Below are 17,826 nucleotides of genomic sequence, written 5' to 3' on the forward strand. Positions count from 1 at the left end.
ACCGCGGTCCTGCGAGCGATCCGCATCGTCCTCCGCGATCTCCCTCGCACCTACCCCACCTAGCCAAGGGAGCACCCCATGATCACCGAGATCGTCACCACCACAGCCACTCTCATCTCTGTCGCCTGGTACCTCACCCAGGCCGCCCGCCGGAAACTCCCCCACACCCCGCACCACCACTCGGTCGCCGCGATCCAAGCCCGCCTCGAAGGCGAGAAGCGCATAGCCGCAGCCTCCAAACATGAGGCCGCCCGCTTGACGACCGCACTGACCTGCTGAACGCCGCACCCAAGCTACCTGCGGCTCAGTGAGTTTCATTTGCGCGATGACCTGAACGGTGTGGTTTGATACCGGAGTGATGTTGATGGCGCAGTCGTGGTGGTGGCCGGAGTTCCGGCGGCCCTGACCTGCGCATGCGTATCGGCCGCCGCGTGCGGCAGCCGATACGTCATCCCCACCCGGCTGGTGCACCGGCGGCCTCGAATCGAAAGGATCGAGGCCCATGTCCCTCGAGGAAGTCCGCCACCGAATCGACGAAATCGACGCCCGAATCGTCGAGCTCCTGGGCGCCCGCCAACAACTGGTCCTCCGCGCCGCAACCTTCAAACGCAACGAACACGAGGTCCGCGCCCCAGCCCGCCGAACCCAAATGATGATCCGCCTGCACGACCTGGCCATCCAGCACGCAGTGGAACCAACCCTGGTCGAGCAGGTCTACACAACCCTGATCGACGGCTTCATCGAGCTGGAACAACACCAACACCGCATCCTCACCGAGTCAGAACACCCATGACCTCCGCACGAACTCGTACAACCGACAGAGGCGGGCCCTGGTCAACCGTCGTAGTTGAAACCGAGTCAGGGCTGTGTCCTGCGTCACGTGGTGTTATCCCACAGCCGTGGGCGGTGTCCCGTTGGCATGCCCGAACACAACAACATTCGCCCCACTGTGACGACCGCGATCGAGCCCGGTGAACTGACCGGAGACTACGTCCTCGATACCGCCCACACTCGGATCGGGTTCATCGCCCGGCACACGATGTCCACCCGGGTGCGCGGGAGCTTCGGCGAGTTCGAGGGCAGCGCGCACCTGGACGGCGACCGCCGGTCGAAGTCGAACGCCCAGCTCACGATTCGGGCGCAGAGCCTCGACACCCGCAACAAGCGGCGCGACGATCTGGTGGCGAAGAAGTTCCTCGGCGCCGACGATCACCCGACGATCACCTTCACGCTGACCCGGGTGGAGCAGACCGGCGAGACAACCCTCAGGGCCACCGGCGAACTGACGATCCGCGGCGTCACCGCACCGGTCACCGTGGACTTCGAATCGATTGTCGCGGAAGGAGATGCGCGCGGCGCGGTCCGGCTCGGCCTGACCGGCAGCACCATTGTCAACCGCAAGGACTGGGGCGTGCACTGGAGGGCGGCCGCCGGCATGGTCAGCCCGAAGGTCACGCTGGAGTTCGATGTGGTCGCGGTGCGCCGGTCCTGAGCAGCGAAAATGCCTGTCCGCCAGAGCAAGACAAGGAGGAAGTGAATGACGGCCGATAGGGTGCCACGGCGTGAACGCCGGCGGTGGTGGGTATTCGTGGCGGTGCCGGTCCTGCTGATGATCGGCATGGCGGCGCCCGCCCGGGCCGACCAGGGCGCGGACCCGCCGCCCGGCGAATGGCTGTATGCCGACACCCCGTCGGCGCGGTTCCATTATCGGAAAGCGGGCGAAGGACCGCCGGTCATCCTGCTGCCGGGCGGGACCCTGTGGTCCTACACCTACCGCGACATCATCCCGGCGCTCGCCGCCGACCACACCGTCTATGCCGTCGATCCGCCCGGCACCGGGTACACCACACTGCACGATCCCGACTTCGGATACGACGTGCACGCCATGACGGATGCGTTGCGCCAGTTCGTATCCGCAATCGGGTTGACGAAAGCATCCATCCTGGCGCATTCGCTGAACGGTTCCGTCGCAGTGGATTTCGCGGCACGGTATCCGGAACAGGTGGATCGGCTGGCACTGCTCGCGCCACTGGTCCTCGACACCCGGCTCAACGCGAGTATGCAACTGATGCGGCAGCCGGTCATCGGCGAACTGGCCACGTCGGTGATGACCAGGGGCATCTATCGAGCGAGCCTGCGAGACGCGTACGCGCACCCCGAGGTACTCACCGAGGACCTGACCGACACGTACTGGGCCCCTCTCAGCCGTCCGGAGAATCGGACCGCCATGTGGAAGCAGCCCCGGCATCTCGATCTGGCGGCCGTGCAGCGGGAGGCGAGCGACGTCCGCGCGGACACGCTGATCCTGTGGGGTGAGAACGACCATGTCGTCGACCCGTCCCAGGCCCGGCCGCTCGCGCGCCTGATCCCGACGTCGAGGCTGCGGATCGTCTCCGGCGCCGGGCACAATCTCCACGAGGACGATCCGGCCACGATCACCGCCGAACTCACCGCCTTCTTCGGCCCGCATTAGCCTCCGGCCGAGAATGAGGCTCGAGGTGATGTGTGTCGTGCGGTGTTATGTCATGGGAGTGGCCGGTGTCCTATGGGCATGAATGATCACAGCGGCACCACCGACCACGCCGAGCGGTTCACCTTGCTGCGACCGCTGCTGTTCACGATCGCCTACGAAATCCTGGGCTCCGCAACCGAATCCGATGATGTGCTCCAGGACAGCTACCTGCGGTGGTCTCGGGTGGATCTCACGATCGTGCGGGATACCAAATCGTATCTGGCACAACTGGTGACCAGACAGGCCCTCAATGCGGCACGAGCCGGTTCCCGCCGCCGCGAGGAATACGTCGGCCCGTGGCTACCCGAGCCGCTGCTGATCAGCGAACAGGATGCGGCGGCCGATATGGTGCTCGCCGAATCGGTATCGATGGGGATGCTCGTGCTGCTCGAGACGCTCACCCCCGATGAGCGCGCGATCTTCGTTCTGCACGAGGTATTCGGCTTCGCCTACGACGAAATAGGCTCGGCGATAGGCAAATCCGCGACCGCGGTACGCCAGATGGCCTACCGTGCGCGTGCCCACATCCAAGCACGGCGCAACCGATTCGGGCCCGTCGACTCCGCCCGGACCGCCGATCTCACCGAACGGTTCCTGACCGCGGCGGCCACCGGCGACCTGTCCGGACTGCTGGCGCTGCTCGCACCCGATGTCGCCTTCACCACCGACAGCGGAGGCAAAGTCACCGCGGCGAGCCAGCGAGCCCTCGGAGCGCAGGATGTTGCCACCATTGTGATCGATGTCTTCCGCATGATCGGGCGGGTGCCCGGCCTGCGACTCGAGTCGGTGACCTACAACCACACCCCCGCGATCGCCATCTACGACGGCGATCGCCAGGAAGCCGCCTGCCTGATCGAGAGCGCCGAAGGCAAGATCTCCAACCTCTACATCATCCGAAACCCCGACAAACTCGCGACCCTCACAGTCCCGCGCACCATCACGCGCAACGACCCTGACGCCGGTCTCGAGTAGCCGCTACCCGAATGGTCCGAGGCGGCCCAGCGCGGACCTGCGGAAGATCAATGGGTGAGCGTCGCTCGGCCGCCGGCGCACGCTTGCGCCGAGTCCGGGGCGATCGCGGGAGTGTGGACACGATGTCGGCTACACCGATGACTTTCGGGTGAATCCATCGTCGATACCTCTGGGTAAACCGACAGACAGGAGTCCAGCTATGACGAGACCGTTGGGCATGACCTCGGTGCGGGCGAACGGTGTGGATCTCGGCATCGAAAGCTTCGGCCGCGAGGACGATCCGCTGGTCCTGCTGGCCGGCGGCACAACGATGTTGTCCTGGCCCGACGCGCTGTGCGAGCGGCTCGCGTCGGGCGGGCGGCGCGTGGTCCGCTACGACCTGCGCGACTCCGGCGCGTCGACGACCCTCGACCCGGAGAATCCGGCCTACGATCTGCGGGATCTCGTCGCTGACGCGGCCGCGCTGGTCGAGGTGCTCGGTGCCGGAACCGCCCATCTCGGTGGCGTCGGCGTCGGCGGCATGGTCGCTCAGGTCGCCGCATTGGACCACCCGGACGTGTTCTCCGCACTGACCCTCGTCGGCACCCGGCCGGTGGCGCCGGGCCCGGCCGACGCGGACCTGCCCGACCACGACCTCGCGGTGATGGGCGCGCTGTTCTCCCGCCCGCTGCCGGACTGGACCGACCGGGACGCTGTCGCGGCGTTCGCCGCCTCGGGAGCCGAGCCGATGGGCAACGATCCGGAGGACGCGCGGTCGACGGCGGCCCGAATCTGGGGCCGGACGCCATCGAGCGATCCCGCGGTGCACCAGGCGAACCAGCTCGGGATGGTGTTCTCCCGGATCGACTGCGCCCCGCGCTGGCGGGACCGACTCGGCGAACTCGACATACCCACGCTCGTGGTGCACGGTCGCGCCGACCCGTTCTTCCCGGTCGGCAACGGCGAGATCCTCGCCGCCGAAATCCCCGGGGCGCGACTGCTCGTCCTCGACGACATGGGTACCGCTCTGCGCCGCACCGCAGCCGACCAGGTCGCTGCCGCCATGCTCGCCCTCTAACCGCCCGGCCGGGAGGCATCCCGAGCCGGCGGCACGTACCAAACGCCGTGCAGCGTGCGTTCAATCCGAGCTGGTACCTGCTCGGAGCCGGGGCGGTTTGCCGAGGCGCGCCAAGATGACACCGCGGCGCGCTGTTCGGGTCGGTGATGTCCGGTCGGTGCGTCGGCTTCCGCGCGGAACGCGAAGATGGCTTCGCCCATGTTCTCCTCGAAGTTGAGGTCTTCGCTGGGTTCGACGATCACGATGTTGTCCCTGGGCGAGTCGTAAATGAACTGGCCCTGACCGACGCTTAAGGCTTCCGTGGCCGGTCGGGGTGCTCCCAGCTCGAGCCATCTCCGGCGTGTTCGTATCAGCTTTGGAGCGCCGCGCGGGATGGTCTGCATGGAGGGGCTGAAGTCGCGGTACAGGCTGTCGGATTTGCGGCACTGGCCGCCACTGCCCGATCGGGCGGTGGCGGCCAGTGCAATGCAGGGACGATCAGTAGCTGATCAGTTCCTTGTAGCGCAGGAACTCCTCAAAGGAGATCTGCCCATCCTCGGAGACGCGGTCTTGCTGAAGATGGCGCCCGATGATGTCCCCCGCGTTCCGACCCTGGGCCATTCCCCAGTTCATTGCTTCATCGAAGGAGATGAAGCCGTCGTGATCTGCGTCGATCTGGTCGAATTCACGCCGGGTGACGTTGATCTGCTGCTGGTCCATGCTCGTCTCCTTTACCGGTTGGTTACCGCTGAACAGTCACACCTTCGGTCGTTGTCGAGCCAGCGAATAGCGTACGCGGAAAGTTTGCTGATATGCCAGGATTGGCGAGAAATCGAAACGAACCGAACCACGGGGGCTCGACGTCTCCACAGCACGAGGTGAAGCCCCACCGCGGCAGGGGCCACCTGACCCCGATCAGTCGTTCGGAAAACAACGTTCTCGACATCGGACCCGCACGGGCCGAGGCCCTGATCGTGACTCGTAGACAGGTTCCCCGCCTGCGACCGAACCTGCGACGACCCGGACATGGGTGTGCCCGCAGGCACTCTGGGCATCAGGCACGGGTGGATTCCGCCATCGCGCGCCCGCCGGGCTCGTGGCCGCGGCGGGCGTCGAGCCCGCGTGGAGTGTGCCCGCACCCACGCCGTGCATCCGCTGATGCGGCGGACCGCGCTGTCCGGACCGGCCGGTGCGCGAGGATCAGCAGCGCCGACGGAGGCCGCGTCAGTGCCCGAACTTCTCCTTCGCGGCCGGGGTAACCGGGGTGAAGAAGTTGACGAGATTGCCGTCGGGGTCGCGGACGAGCAGGGAGCGGTTGCCCCACGGCATCGTGGTGGGCCGCTTGACGACGTCGGTGACCAGGTCGGTGAGGTTCGCGAACACCTGGTCTACGTCGTCGACCAAGAACTCGAGGATCACGCTGCGATTGTCGGCAGCGGAAGTGGCGCCCGGTGTGAACATTTCGATGGTGCGGGTGCCCGACAGGGCGATAGTGGCGCGGGAGGTCCGGAGTTCCGCGAAATCGTCGGTGGGCCACGCGGCGGTGAGTCCGGTCGCCTTCTCGTAGAACTCGGCCAGGCGTGCCACGTTCGCGGTGATGATCCGGATCGAGATGAACTCCATGATGTGTTCCCTTTGTCTCGCTGAGCAGGTGCTTTCCCGAGGCTAGAACTAATAGAGGACAGAATCGGTCCAGTATTCGCGCTAGCGTGGGCACTGTGAACAGACCGACAGTCCGGGTGCTCGCCCTACTCGAATTGCTGCAGTCGGGCGGCACCCGGACGATGGCGGAGCTGGCCGACCAGCTCGGCGTCGACACGCGGACTGTGCGCCGATACATCGCTCACTTGATCGACCTCGAGGTGCCCGTCGAATCGGTGCGTGGACGGTACGGCGGCTACCGTCTCGGCACCGGTTACCGCCTGCCGCCGCTCATGTTCAGCGACGACGAGGCACTGGCCGTGCTCATGGGATTGATTGCCCTGCAACGCACCGGATCGGCGGCGACCGCCACAGCCGGCGACACTGCCGCGGCCAAGATCCGGCGAGTACTACCGACACGCCTCGCCAACCGGCTCGCCGCCGTCGTCGAGTCGCTGTCCTTCACCGAACCTGCCGGCACTTCCGCCACCCCCGATGCCTCGACGCTGCTCGCTGTCACAGATGCCATCCGCCACCACCGCCCTCTGGCCATCCGATACACCGACCGCCAAGACCGCCACACTCAACGCGTCTTTCACGCACGCGCGGTCGTCGTGCACAGCGGCCACTGGTACGTGACGGGCACCGACCCCGGCGCCGGGCAGGACCGGACACTACGGCTCGACCGCATCATCGATGCCAGAATCCTGCCTGGATCATTCGAACCCGTCGAGGACCCCGATCCGGCGCAATCCCTGCTCGCCGGATTCGCCACCGCCGCTTACCGATACAACGTGGCCCTGCGCATCCACGCAACGATCGACCAGATCCGCCACAAACTTCCCGCCGGCATCGCCACCATGACAGACGACGACCCGACACCGGACTCGAACCCATCCGACGAACGCTGGCATCGAGTCGTCATCCACTCCGAACGGCTCGACTGGATCCCGCCGATATTGGCCACACTCGACCGTCCGTTCACCATCGAGCAGCCTGCCGAACTCCGTACGCTCGTTACAGAATTCGCAGACCGCTTCACCGCCCGCGCCCACCAGGCCTGACAACCGCCCGCCCTCCGCAACTCGCCCCTCATCCTCCGTCCTGCACATCGCCGTCGGCCACGATGATCTTGGTGCGCCGGCGTCGCGTACTTGTCGCAAGCTCCGTCAACGAGGGAATCAGTGAACGCCGGATGTTGCTCTGGACCAGGCGGAAAGCGCGGACCCTCGGAAGGTCAAATGTCCGAGTCGATCTGACACTGTTCGAGCACTAGCTGATGCCGAGATGCGAAAGGCGGTGCAATCTCGCGCCTTCGGCTGCAAACACTCGTACTTCGCCAATTCCTCAGCGATCGTGCGAGGTTAGACCGTCGACCTCAGCATCGACACCCGCGCACAATCCTGCCGCAGGACGCTCTCCGGTCAGCGGACCACCTGGACTTCGCCCACCACAAAATGAACAGCAAGACGTTCGCACAGTGCGGCCAGCGTGGTTTCGTCGATACGCGGACCGTTGTCCCAGGAGTCGATGTCGAACCAGGACACCGTGTCCGGAGTTCCGGCGGGGCGGACGAACACGTGCTGATGGAAGTGCGCGACACTTCGGCCGGTGATCGCGGAGAACACGAACTCTGGGGACAGCTCGCTGCGCAGCGCGTGGGCGGCCCGGCGGATCGCCCACCCGATCGCGGCCCCCTCGACATCGCTCAGATCGGCCAAAGTCGGTACATGACGCAGGGTTTCGACGAACAAATAGCCGGGCATCGGCGAACCCTCGGACAGCGGGCGGTGCGTCACCACCACCAAATCATCCGCATAGATCACTGGGCCGACCAAACGGCCGATGCCACGATGCTTGTCACAGATCAGACACTCGCTCCCCACTCCCGCGACAGTACCCAAGAACCGGAGTACCGGGAGTGTCGGATTATCGGTGCCAGAACGATATTCAGGCCGATTCCGGGGCGACGGGATCATGGCGCGGGGTGGCGCGAGATGTGGTGGTTATCAGGCGAACTCGATGATGGTGCCGTTCTCGATCGAAACCCTTGCGGCCTCGAAGAGCAGGACCCAGGTCTCCAACTCCCGGTGTAGCGAGAGCGAATCGCCGTCGGAGATCCACCTCCCGGTAAATGCGGTCGATCTCGCCACAGGCTCATTCATACCGCAGAGAGCAGGGACCGATGCGAGGCGGCGCGGGCTGAGCGGCGCGTCGGGGAGATGACGGGGCTTGGATCTATGCTGGAGCGATGGGGTCGGTCAAGCAGGTCCAGGTCACCTTCGATTGTGCGGAACCTGAACGGGTCGCTCGGTTCTGGTGCGAGGTGTTGGGGTATGTCGTGCCGCCTCCGCCGGCCGGGTTCGGCAGCTGGGGTGAGTTCGATCGCGCGTTGCCGGCTGAGCGGCAAGGTTCGGCGTTCGCGTGCGTCGATCCCTCGGGTGCAGGTCCTCGACTGTTCTTTCAGCGAGTGCCCGAAGGCAAAGTGGTCAAGAACAGGGTGCATCTCGATGTTCGGGTCGGAACCGGGCTCGTGGGGGAAGAGCGGCTGGCCGCGCTCGAGGCCGAAGGTGCGCGATTGGTTGCGCTCGGTGCGGTACGGGTGCGGCTACTGACCGCCGATGGCTTCAACGAATCGTGCCTCGTGATGCAGGACGTCGAGGGCAACGAGTTCTGTCTCGACTGACCGGCCGTGCACTGAGCCCTCGCGCTCGGTCACGGCGGGTGGGCGCACACCGAGTCGACTGAATGCGCACGAAACGACGAGAAGAACCGGAGCCGTACCACCTGCTCACGAAGAACGGCCGGGCATGACCAAGCATCGTCGGCCACGGCATCATCGCCTCCGTCTGTCACGGCCACTGCGGCCTGCTCGACACCGAACTCTCCTACGGCTCCTACCGTGTAGCCGGGCTGCCGTTCGTCTCCTACGCGGTAGTCGACCGCAACCTCGTCACCGGCCAGAACCCCGGTTCAGCCAAGGAGACGGCGAAGAAGATCGCCGCCCTCTGGTGAGCGCGGCGAACCTCACCCAGTAGGGACGCACGGCGACGTCGTCAGTGCGAACGATCGACGCGGGCGAGGCCGTGCTGATGGGCGTAGACGACCGCGTGGATGCGGTCGCGCACACCGAGTTTGGCGAGGACTCGGGAGACGTGGGTCTTGACCGTCTCCTCACCGACGCCCAGGGCCGCGGCGATCTCGCTGTTACTACGGGCATCGGCGACCAACAGGAGAACCTCACGCTCGCGGGCGGTGAGCTGGGCCAGCTCCGGCGGTTCCACCGGTGGGGCGATACCTGTTAGCAGCCGGGTGGCCAGTCGGCGCGTCATGGACGGGTCGATGACGGCGTCTCCGCGCACCGCCACGCGGATGGCGGCCACGAGTTCTTCTGGCGGAAGGCTTTTCAGTAGAAACCCGCTGGCACCGGCCGACAGCGCGCGGTGCAGGTTGGCCTCGCTGTCGTAGGTGGTGAGCACCAGGACCCGGGTGCGGCCCGCCGCGACGATAGCGGCGGTGGCGGCCAGGCCGTCCAGTTTCGGCATGCGCACGTCCAGGATCGCCACGTCGGGGTGGGTGCGGGCGGCCGCCTCGATGGCGGCGCGGCCGTCGCCGACCTCGGCCACACACTCCAGGTCGGGGTGCGCGTCCACCACCGCGCGCAGGCCCGAACGGAACACCGTGTGATCGTCGGCGATCAGGATGGTGATGCTCATGCGGCTCCGATCGGCACGGAAACCCGGATGACCCAGCGGGTTCCGGACGGGTCGGCACCGTAGGCGACGGTGCCGTCGAACAGTTCGACCCGGCGGCGGATTCCGTCCAGGCCGCGATGCACTCCAGCAGTGGTCTCCAGGGCCGCAATGGGATTGGTCTCGCACAGCTCCACCGCGCCCGGGAGATAACCGATCTCCAGCGCGGCCGGATCACGGCCGTGCCGCAGGGCATTGGTCAGCAGTTCCTGGACGACCCGGTAGAGCATGACGTCCAGCGACTCCGGCAGCAACGGCGGCTCGCCCGAAACCGTCACGTGCACAGTCAATCCGGCGTCCCGCACCCGGCACAGCAGGTCCTCGATATCGGCCAGCCCGGGCTGCCGCTCCCCCTCGTCGTCGCGGCCGTGCAGCAGATCCAGCTGTCGGCGCAGATCCACCATCGCGGCCCGGCTGCTCGACTCCACCGCCTTCACCGACCGCGCCGCCGCCTCGGTATCGGTGCGGGACAACGCCATTCGCGCCACCCCGGCATGAATCCCGATGGCGCTCACATGATGCGAGATCACGTCGTGCAGATCCCGGGCGATCGCCTCGCGCTCATCGGCCAGCGCCCGATCCAGCGCCGCCCGCTGCTCCTGCTGCCGCAGCCGCTCCCGCTGCTCCAACTCCGCGATATAGGCCCCGCGCGCCGCGGTGTACCGGCCCACCAGCCACGGCACCACACCCGCGCCCAGCGCGAAACTCACCATCCGGATCGGATTGTTCGTCCCCGGAAGGGCCGCCACCACATTCACCGTCAACGAGCCGCCCGCCAGCATCAACATCGTCAGCACCGAGGCGAGCCCGCTCAACCACGCGCCCGCCTGATACCCCGCCACCAGGAACCCGACATCGAAAACCCTTGCGGTGATGCCGTAATGGTGCGCGAACAACGCCACCGACACCTTCACCACCACCTGCGCCACCGCGACCGCGGCCGCCGTCGACGCCGGAGCCGCCAGCGCCAGATCCGCGGCCACCGTCGCCACCGTGAGAATCGTGGCCAGCACCGGCGCCAGCCCGAAGGCCCCGCACATCACCATCTGGGCGCCGTCCAGGATCGCCGCCGCGGCGGCCACCAACAGCGACTGCCGAGCCAGCGACCTGGTCACATCCATGGCCGCACGCTACCCCGGAGACCGGCCATCCCCCGTGTGGGGGACGCGGAATCCCCCATCGGCGCGACGATTCGCGCACGCCGCCGAACTAGCGTCGAACCCATGCCAGCAACCCGACCGCCCCGCCGAGGAGCACGCCCGTGAATGCCGACCTGTTCATCTACGCCCTGCCGGCGTTCGCGTTGCTCATGGTGATCGAATGGATCGACAACCGGCGCGACCCCGACCGCCCGGCCAACGGCATCGACCGCCGCGACACCACCTCCAACATCGCCACCTTCGTTCTCGGCCGCGTCGCCAAACCGCTTCTGGCGCAGGTGATCCCGTTCTCCGGCGTGGTGCTGGCGGCGCATTTCACCCCACTGCACCTGTCACCGGAGCACTGGTGGGTGTGGGTGCTGGGCCTGATCGTCACCGATTTCTGCTACTACTGGGCGCATCGCGCCGACCATCGGGTGCGGCTGCTGTGGACCTCGCACAGCGTCCACCACTCCAGCCGGTTCTTCAACTTCTCCACCGCCATCCGGCTGCCCTGGGCGCACCCGGCCGCCAATATCGTGCGCGGCCTGTGCTGGGTCCCAGCGGCGCTGCTCGGCTTCCCGGCCTGGATGGTGTTCGCCCTGCAGTCGCTGGGCCTGCTCTACCAGTTCCCCATCCACACCCAGCGCGTCAAAACCCTGTGGCGGCCCCTGGAATTCGTGTTCAACACCCCGGCCCACCACCGCGTCCACCACGGCTCCAACCAGCCGTACCTGGACACCAATTACGGCGGGATCCTCATCCTCTGGGATCGCCTGTTCGGCAGCTTCGCGGCGGAAACCGAACCGATTCGCTACGGGTTGACCAAGGACATCAATACCGACAATCCGATCAAGGTCAATTACACCGAGTTGGTGGATCTCGTCCGTGATGTCCGGACTGCCCGTACCTGGCGCGGGCGTCTGGGATATATCTTCGGCCCGCCCGGCTGGCACGAGAATGCCGCCATCCCCGACCGCGAAAAGATCACGGCCACGGTCTAGTCCAATAAGAAAAGGGCGCCCGTTCTACGACGGAGCGCCCTTTTGTTTGCTCAGCGAGTGGCTACGCCACACCCTCCGCGCGAGCCGCGTTGCCCACGGCCTCGGCGACGGCCGGGGCGACGCGCGGGTCCAGCGGGCTCGGGATGATCCGATCCACGGACAGCTCACCGGCGACCACATTGAAGATCGCGTCGGCCGCGGCCACCTTCATGCCCTCGGTGATCCGGCGAGCGCCGGCATCCAGCGCGCCCTTGAAGACGCCCGGGAAGGCCAGCACATTGTTGATCTGGTTGGGGAAGTCGCTGCGGCCGGTGGCCACGATGGCCGCGTACTTCTTGGCCACCTCGGGGTGGATCTCCGGGTTCGGGTTCGACATGGCGAACACGATGGCCTCGGGAGCCATCGACGCGATGAACGCCTCGGCGATGGTGCCCGCCGACAGGCCCAGGAACACGTCCGCGCCCGCGAGCGCCTCGGCCGGACCACCGGTGACGTTGCGCGGGTTGGTGCGCTTCGCCAGCTCGGCCTTGACCTCGTTGAGGTCGGTGCGGTCCTGGCTCACGATGCCCTTGGAGTCGAGCACGATGATGTCGGAAACGCCCGCGGCCAGCAGGATGTCGGTGCACGCGACACCGGCCGCGCCGGCGCCGGACACCACGACCTTCAGACCGGACATGTCGCGGCCCTGCACCGCGGCCGCACCCTTGAGGGCGGCCAGCACCACGATGGCGGTGCCGTGCTGGTCGTCGTGCATGACCGGGCAGTCGAGGGCCTCGATGACGCGCTTCTCGATCTCGAAGCAGCGCGGCGCGGAGATGTCCTCCAGGTTGACCGCGCCGAAGCTCGGGCGCAGGCGGATCAGGGTCTCGACGATCTCGTCGGGGTCCTTGGTGTCGAGCACCAGCGGGATGGAATCCAGGCCGGCGAACTTCTTGAACAGCGCCGCCTTGCCCTCCATCACCGGCAGCGAGGCGCGGGCGCCGATGTCGCCCAGGCCCAGCACGGCAGTGCCGTCGGACACGACCACGACCAAGCGCTCGGCCCAGGTGTAGGTCTTGGCGAGGGACTCGTCCTCGGCGATGCCGAGGCACACCTTCGCCACGCCCGGGGTGTAGGCGATGGACAGGTCGCGCTGGGTCTCCAGCGGGGAGGTGAGTTCGACCGAGAGCTTGCCGCCAAGGTGCCCGGCGAAAATTTCTTCGTTGGTGATGTCGGACAGGTTCGCCCCATTGGACGCGGGGGCCTCGGTGGCATTCACTGCTTCAGTCACGGGTGACACGATTTCACTCCTGATCGGTTCGGACTCAACCGTTGGACGGTTACCGTTCGGTAATAGCGGAATTTGTGGTTTCGGTGCTCATATACCTTTTGCCGCAGCCGCGTTCAGCGACGTCGACACCACTTCCGGGCCACTTCGTGGAAACCTCGCCACCTCATCGTGGCGACTCGTACAAAGTATTACGGCATTGCGTGAAGTGTGTCGCGGCAGCGCAGATCGTCGAGCGAGAACCGGAGGGGTGTGTCCGGGCGATACAGCCGGGGTGACCTCGTGTGAACCCGCGAGTCGGGGTTCGTGATCACCGAGTGTCCCGGGCCGGGCGGTGGCTGCGGCCGGGATCGGCCCATTCTGCCAGTCGCTGCGACGGCCTGCCAAATCGCCCCCGGGTCCGTCGCGTCGCCTCACCATCGTTGAAGGGTAAGGCAGCCGAATCACGCCGAGATGAACAGAAACTCGCTGGTCGGAGACTGAACTCGGAGAACTGTCACAACACGGTCGCGACGGCGGCTGTGAGCTGTCAAGCGGGGGTCGCATCCACGGCTGTGAGGTCCGGCCGGACCCATACCCGATCGAGTCCTCCCGAGAGCAACCGTACTCGCCAGTCACTTCCGGCTCCCGGGTGGTCCGTGCGCCGATGCATGCCGCGGGTCTCGGTGCGGGCCAGCGCCGAGTACTTGGTCCAGCGGGCCACGGCCAGCAGTGCGGCGGCTTGCCGGGCGGGCAGGCGGTCGGGACCTTTTCCGCCGAGCGCCAATTCGACACCGGGCCACATACCGTCCAGTTCACCGATGCTGTCGCGCAGGCTGCCGTCACTGCGCCAGTAGCTGCGCCGCAGCGGCAGCGTGTGCTCCTGGACCAGGCCGACCACCGCCCGCGGATCGATCCGCGCCTTGTCCCCCAGGCCCACACCGGGCACCGGGCGCGCCTTGCCGAGCTTGCGACGGTCCGTGGCGAACCCGGCCGCGCCCGCACCCGCCCACACCCCCGACGAGATGGCCCACGCGCCGTTCTGGCCGCCGAACCCGCTGACCGCGCCGGTGATGGGCTCCCGGGTGGTGACATCGCCCGCGCCGTAGAGGCCGGGAACCGTGGTCGCGCAATCGGGTCCGACCAGCCGCAACCCGCCGGTGCCGCGCACCGTCCCCTCCAGCACCGCGCACAGCGGCACCTGACCGGTCAGGCTCGGCCCGTACCGGCGCAGCTCCGCGCGCACCGCCTCCGGTAGTTCGTCCAGCGCGGCGTAGACCCGCCGTCCGTCGGCGATGGCCGCGAAAGCCTGTGCGCGCGAACCACATCCCTGCCCCCACAGCACCGCACGGGACTCGTCGTAGAGGGTCGCGAAGTGCATGACCTGGTCGGAGGCGAACACGGCGGCCACCGGGCGACCGCCCAGCAGCCGCGAATCGGCCACCGGGGCCAGCGAATACGCGTTGGAGAACTCCATGCCGGACAGTTCGGCCCCGGCCTCCGCCCCCATCAGCAGCCCGTCCCCGGTGTCCACATCGGTGCCCGCGCCCCCGGAGAGGAAGGCGCAGCCGCCGGTGGCGAGCACTACCGCGCGCGCCCGGACGGTCCAGGCGCGGAACTCGCCGGACCGAGTCACACCCGCCGCGCCCGATACGACGCCGTCACCATTGGTGATGAGCTGAAGGGCGGGATGGTGGTCGAGGATGCGCACCCCCGCGATCACCATGCTGCGCCGCAGCCGGCCCAGATACTTCGCACCGTCGAGGTAGACCCGGGCCGGGCGTTCGGCGTGTTCACCGCGGAAGCGGAAGCCACCCGTCACCAGTTGACCGATACGCCGATGGGTCTCCTCCAGCACCCGATACATCCATTCCGGATCCCCCAGCCCGCCGCCGTGCGCGAAGTTCTGCCGCACCGCGTCCTCCCGGGCCGGACCGGACGGGATGTTCCAGAGCGTGACCCCGCCGCGCGCAGTGGGGCCGCTGGCGCCGCAGCGGGCCTTGTCGGCGACCAATACCCGCGCACCCGCGGCGGCAGCAGCCAGCGCGGCCCAGGCGCCGGCCGGACCGCCTCCCAGCACCAGCACATCGGCGTCGAATTCGGTCATAACGACAAATGTTCGACCACAGTTCATGTAGTCGCAACCGTTATGCGTATCTCAATTCCACCACTGCACCCAGAGCAGATATCCAGCTACCGAAAAAACGACCGAACATCCGAAAAAAGCCGCAAAACCCCGATGCCTATCCGCATAAATTTGGGCGGCCAGCACCCCCGCCGCCGCGGCCACATGCCACGTCACAGCCGTCCATCCGGGGCCCGGGAAACCACGCCGAGCACCGATGATCGCGGTGGTGGCGACCGTGGCCGCGAGCACGAGAATGCCCCCCGCGACCATTCCGCTCAGGCCCCGGACCACCCTCATGCGGTGATCACCGGGACCCCGCTCGCTTTGCCCACGATTTCCTCGAATTGCGTTGGGTCAGTGGTGAATTCGCCGAGCCGAATGGTCTTGTTGGCGCCGTGGTAATCCGACGAGCCGGTCGTCAGCAAGCCCAGTTCCGCGGCCAGCCCGCGCAACACCTCACGATCCTCGGCGCTGTGGTCCGGGTGATCGAGTTCCAGACCACCCAGCCCGAACTCGGTCAGCTCCCGAATGTGGTCGAGGGCCAGCAGCCGCCCGCGCTTGCGCGCCCGGGCATGGGCCACCACGCTCACGCCACCCGCCGAGGCCACCATCTCGACCGCTCGCCGCAACGGCGTGTCGGCCTTCTCGACGTAGTACCGGCCGTGGGGAGCCAGCAGCTCCTTGAACGCGGCGTCCACCGACGGCACCACCCCGGCCCGCACCAGCGCCCGCGCCAGATGCGGACGACCCGCCGACGGACCCACCGACGCCATCACCTCCTCCGGATCGATCGGCAGACCGTCCGCGGCCATCTGCTCGGCCATCGCCCGCAGCCGCACCACCCGCTCGGCACGCAACCGCTCCCGCTCCTGCGCGAAGGATTCGTCGGCCGGATCGAACAGGTACGCCAGCAGGTGCACCGGCACCGGATAGCCGTCCTCCCCCAACCCCACACACGACATCTCCATACCCCGGATCAGCGTCAAACCCGGAGGTAGCGCGGCGGCTGCCGCAGCCCAGCCGGAGGTGGTGTCATGGTCGGTCAGAGCCACCACGTCGAGCCCGGCGGCCGCCGCGTTCGCGATCAGTTCGGCCGGGGTGTCCGTGCCGTCCGACGCGTTGGAATGGGTGTGGAGATCGATACGCACGCCGTCTATATTGCCTGCGCCGCCCACGATCGCCCGGGGGCGGGACGATTAGCATCGTCGATGTGTCCTCGATGCCCCCGCTGCCCTCCTTCCACTGGCCCGGGTGGTCCGGCGAGCGACCACACCCCGCCGAGCCGGTCCGGCACGGCACGATCGTCGACTGTGCGGTGTATGTCGACGGTCAACGGCTCTGGGATCAGTGCACCTACAAGAACGCCCTCACCGAGGTGCGCGAACGCCGCGACGGCTTCGTCTGGCTGGGACTGCTGGAACCCGGCAGGGACCTGATGGCCGACGTGGCCGAGACCTTCGGCCTGCACTCGCTGGCCGCCGAGGACGCCGTGCAGGCGCATCAGCGGCCCAAACTCGAACGCTACGACGACATCCTGTTCCTGGTGCTGCGCACCGTCCAATACCTCGAGCACGAGCTCAATAGCGTCGCCGAGATCGTGGACACCGGCGAGATCATGGTCTTCGCCGGACCGGACTTCGTCATCACCGTCCGCCACGGCGACCACAGCGGACTGGCCGGCGTGCGAAAAGCCTTGGAGGCCGAACCCAGTCAGCTGTCGCTCGGATCCAGCTCGGTGCTGCACGCGGTCGCCGACCATGTCGTGGACTCCTACATGGCGGTCACCGCCGCCATCGAGGAAGACGTCGACGCCATGGAGGAAGAGGTCTTCACCCCCGCCAACAAGCTCCAGATCGAAGCCATCTACCAGCTCAAACGCGAAGTGGTGGAACTGCGCCGGGCGGTGAAGCCGCTGCAGTTGCCATTGCAGGTGCTCACCCACGACACCACGCTGCCGCTGCCCAAGGAGATCCGCCGCTATCTGCGCGACGTCACCGACCATCACACCGCGGTCACCGAGCAGATCATCGACTTCAACGAATCCCTCAGCGCCCTCATCAATGCCGCGCTGGCCAAGGTGAGCGTCCAGCAGAACACCGACATGCGCAAGATCTCGGCGTACGCCGCCATGGCCGCCGTGCCGACCATGATCGCGGGCATCTACGGCATGAACTTCGAATTCATGCCCGAGCTCGAGGAGCACTACGCCTATCCGATCGTGATCGGCGTGATGGTGTTGCTGTGCGCGGTCCTCTACGTGAACTTCCACCGCAACAAGTGGCTGTGAGCAACGCGCACAGGTGACGTGACCACCCCGCCCCACCAGCGGCGTTGCCGAGCGTCTCGCACCGATGGCCGAATTGTTGCTATGAATTCGGCTGTGGTCATGACGAGGA

20 protein-coding genes and 1 pseudogene are annotated in these 17,826 nt (G+C 67.0%); 11 read left to right on the plus strand and 10 right to left on the minus strand.

The features are described from left to right. Nucleotides 1-78 precede the first annotated feature (78 nt). The 6 genes from ON33_RS22965 (at nt 79) to ON33_RS22990 (ending at nt 4,541) form a co-directional block, all read left to right on the plus strand. Nucleotides 79-279: a hypothetical protein gene (locus ON33_RS22965; RefSeq protein ID WP_040861125.1), complete on the plus strand. Its 201-nt coding sequence runs from the start codon at nt 79-81 to the stop codon at nt 277-279. 223 nt (nt 280-502) lie between these two features. Next, nucleotides 503-793 carry a chorismate mutase gene (locus tag ON33_RS22970; RefSeq protein WP_040861126.1) on the plus strand — a complete coding sequence of 97 codons (291 nt, stop codon included), beginning with the start codon at nt 503-505 and terminating at the stop codon, nt 791-793. Nucleotides 794-949: 156 nt separating this feature from the next. Next, complete coding sequence (locus tag ON33_RS22975) at nt 950-1,492, plus strand: YceI family protein (RefSeq protein ID WP_040861210.1); 543 nt, start codon at nt 950-952, stop codon at nt 1,490-1,492. Between the two features lie 45 nt (nt 1,493-1,537). Continuing rightward, the gene (locus ON33_RS22980; RefSeq protein ID WP_083869214.1) at nt 1,538-2,473 is read left to right on the plus strand and encodes an alpha/beta fold hydrolase; all 936 of its coding nucleotides are present in this window, start codon (nt 1,538-1,540) and stop codon (nt 2,471-2,473) included. Between the two features lie 72 nt (nt 2,474-2,545). Beyond that, nucleotides 2,546-3,484, plus strand: a complete 939-nt coding sequence (gene sigJ / locus ON33_RS22985; protein WP_040861128.1) for an RNA polymerase sigma factor SigJ — start codon at nt 2,546-2,548, stop codon at nt 3,482-3,484. Nucleotides 3,485-3,701: 217 nt separating this feature from the next. Further along, on the plus strand, nt 3,702-4,541 hold the full coding sequence (locus ON33_RS22990) for an alpha/beta fold hydrolase (protein WP_040861129.1): 840 nt from the start codon (nt 3,702-3,704) through the stop codon (nt 4,539-4,541). On the opposite strand, the gene ON33_RS42535 is transcribed toward ON33_RS22990, so the two are convergent. The 3 genes from ON33_RS42535 to ON33_RS23005 all read right to left on the minus strand — a co-directional run bounded on the left by ON33_RS42535 (nt 4,538) and on the right by ON33_RS23005 (nt 6,143). Next, nucleotides 4,538-4,783, minus strand: a complete 246-nt coding sequence (locus tag ON33_RS42535) for a hypothetical protein (protein WP_040861130.1) — start codon at nt 4,781-4,783, stop codon at nt 4,538-4,540. The genes ON33_RS22990 and ON33_RS42535 overlap by 4 nt on opposite strands. A gap of 235 nt (nt 4,784-5,018) precedes the next feature. Further along, nucleotides 5,019-5,240 (minus strand): EF-hand domain-containing protein, encoded by a 222-nt coding sequence (locus ON33_RS23000; RefSeq protein WP_040861131.1) that lies wholly within the window; start codon nt 5,238-5,240, stop codon nt 5,019-5,021. A 504-nt stretch (nt 5,241-5,744) separates the two neighbouring features. After that, nucleotides 5,745-6,143, minus strand: a complete 399-nt coding sequence (locus tag ON33_RS23005) for a VOC family protein (RefSeq protein ID WP_040861132.1) — start codon at nt 6,141-6,143, stop codon at nt 5,745-5,747. A gap of 95 nt (nt 6,144-6,238) precedes the next feature. Here ON33_RS23005 and ON33_RS23010 point away from each other — a divergent pair, with 95 nt between their 5' ends. Next, nucleotides 6,239-7,225 carry a helix-turn-helix transcriptional regulator gene (locus ON33_RS23010; protein WP_040861211.1) on the plus strand — a complete coding sequence of 329 codons (987 nt, stop codon included), beginning with the start codon at nt 6,239-6,241 and terminating at the stop codon, nt 7,223-7,225. A 360-nt stretch (nt 7,226-7,585) separates the two neighbouring features. On the opposite strand, the gene ON33_RS23015 is transcribed toward ON33_RS23010, so the two are convergent. Together ON33_RS23015 and ON33_RS41525 are read right to left on the minus strand one after the other, a co-directional pair. Next, nucleotides 7,586-8,065: an HIT family protein gene (locus tag ON33_RS23015; protein WP_218001496.1), complete on the minus strand. Its 480-nt coding sequence runs from the start codon at nt 8,063-8,065 to the stop codon at nt 7,586-7,588. 105 nt (nt 8,066-8,170) lie between these two features. Beyond that, nucleotides 8,171-8,314 carry a hypothetical protein gene (locus ON33_RS41525; RefSeq protein WP_157184681.1) on the minus strand — a complete coding sequence of 48 codons (144 nt, stop codon included), beginning with the start codon at nt 8,312-8,314 and terminating at the stop codon, nt 8,171-8,173. 98 nt (nt 8,315-8,412) lie between these two features. Between ON33_RS41525 and ON33_RS23020 the strand changes: the two genes are divergently transcribed. Both ON33_RS23020 and ON33_RS43510 read left to right on the plus strand, forming a co-directional pair. Next, nucleotides 8,413-8,847 carry a VOC family protein gene (locus ON33_RS23020; protein WP_040861134.1) on the plus strand — a complete coding sequence of 145 codons (435 nt, stop codon included), beginning with the start codon at nt 8,413-8,415 and terminating at the stop codon, nt 8,845-8,847. Nucleotides 8,848-8,993: 146 nt separating this feature from the next. Further along, a pseudogene (locus ON33_RS43510) lies at nt 8,994-9,176 on the plus strand (type 1 glutamine amidotransferase domain-containing protein); the annotation flags it as partial. Between the two features lie 41 nt (nt 9,177-9,217). On the opposite strand, the gene ON33_RS23025 reads toward ON33_RS43510, so the two are convergent. Beyond that, complete coding sequence (locus ON33_RS23025; protein ID WP_040861135.1) at nt 9,218-9,877, minus strand: response regulator; 660 nt, start codon at nt 9,875-9,877, stop codon at nt 9,218-9,220. Then, nucleotides 9,874-11,034, minus strand: a complete 1,161-nt coding sequence (locus ON33_RS23030; RefSeq protein WP_040861136.1) for a sensor histidine kinase — start codon at nt 11,032-11,034, stop codon at nt 9,874-9,876. The genes ON33_RS23025 and ON33_RS23030 overlap by 4 nt, the downstream gene beginning before the upstream one ends. A gap of 140 nt (nt 11,035-11,174) precedes the next feature. Here ON33_RS23030 and ON33_RS23035 point away from each other — a divergent pair, with 140 nt between their 5' ends. Then, a complete protein-coding gene (locus ON33_RS23035) occupies nt 11,175-12,056 on the plus strand; it encodes a sterol desaturase family protein (protein ID WP_245550673.1) in 882 nt (293 codons plus the stop codon). A gap of 61 nt (nt 12,057-12,117) precedes the next feature. On the opposite strand, the gene ON33_RS23040 is transcribed toward ON33_RS23035, so the two are convergent. The 3 genes from ON33_RS23040 to ON33_RS23050 form a co-directional block, all read right to left on the minus strand. Then, nucleotides 12,118-13,335 (minus strand): NAD(P)-dependent malic enzyme, encoded by a 1,218-nt coding sequence (locus tag ON33_RS23040; RefSeq protein ID WP_040861137.1) that lies wholly within the window; start codon nt 13,333-13,335, stop codon nt 12,118-12,120. Between the two features lie 517 nt (nt 13,336-13,852). Beyond that, nucleotides 13,853-15,409 carry an FAD-dependent oxidoreductase gene (locus ON33_RS23045; RefSeq protein ID WP_040861138.1) on the minus strand — a complete coding sequence of 519 codons (1,557 nt, stop codon included), beginning with the start codon at nt 15,407-15,409 and terminating at the stop codon, nt 13,853-13,855. Nucleotides 15,410-15,723: 314 nt separating this feature from the next. After that, nucleotides 15,724-16,578: a PHP domain-containing protein gene (locus ON33_RS23050; RefSeq protein WP_040861213.1), complete on the minus strand. Its 855-nt coding sequence runs from the start codon at nt 16,576-16,578 to the stop codon at nt 15,724-15,726. A gap of 71 nt (nt 16,579-16,649) precedes the next feature. Between ON33_RS23050 and corA the strand changes: the two genes are divergently transcribed. Beyond that, complete coding sequence (gene corA, locus ON33_RS23055; protein ID WP_040861214.1) at nt 16,650-17,717, plus strand: magnesium/cobalt transporter CorA; 1,068 nt, start codon at nt 16,650-16,652, stop codon at nt 17,715-17,717. Nucleotides 17,718-17,826: the final 109 nt, after the last annotated feature.

Origin of the sequence: Nocardia niigatensis NBRC 100131 (genome assembly GCF_000308655.1) — a bacterium.
GTDB classification, from domain to species: Bacteria; Actinomycetota; Actinomycetes; order Mycobacteriales; family Mycobacteriaceae; genus Nocardia; species Nocardia niigatensis.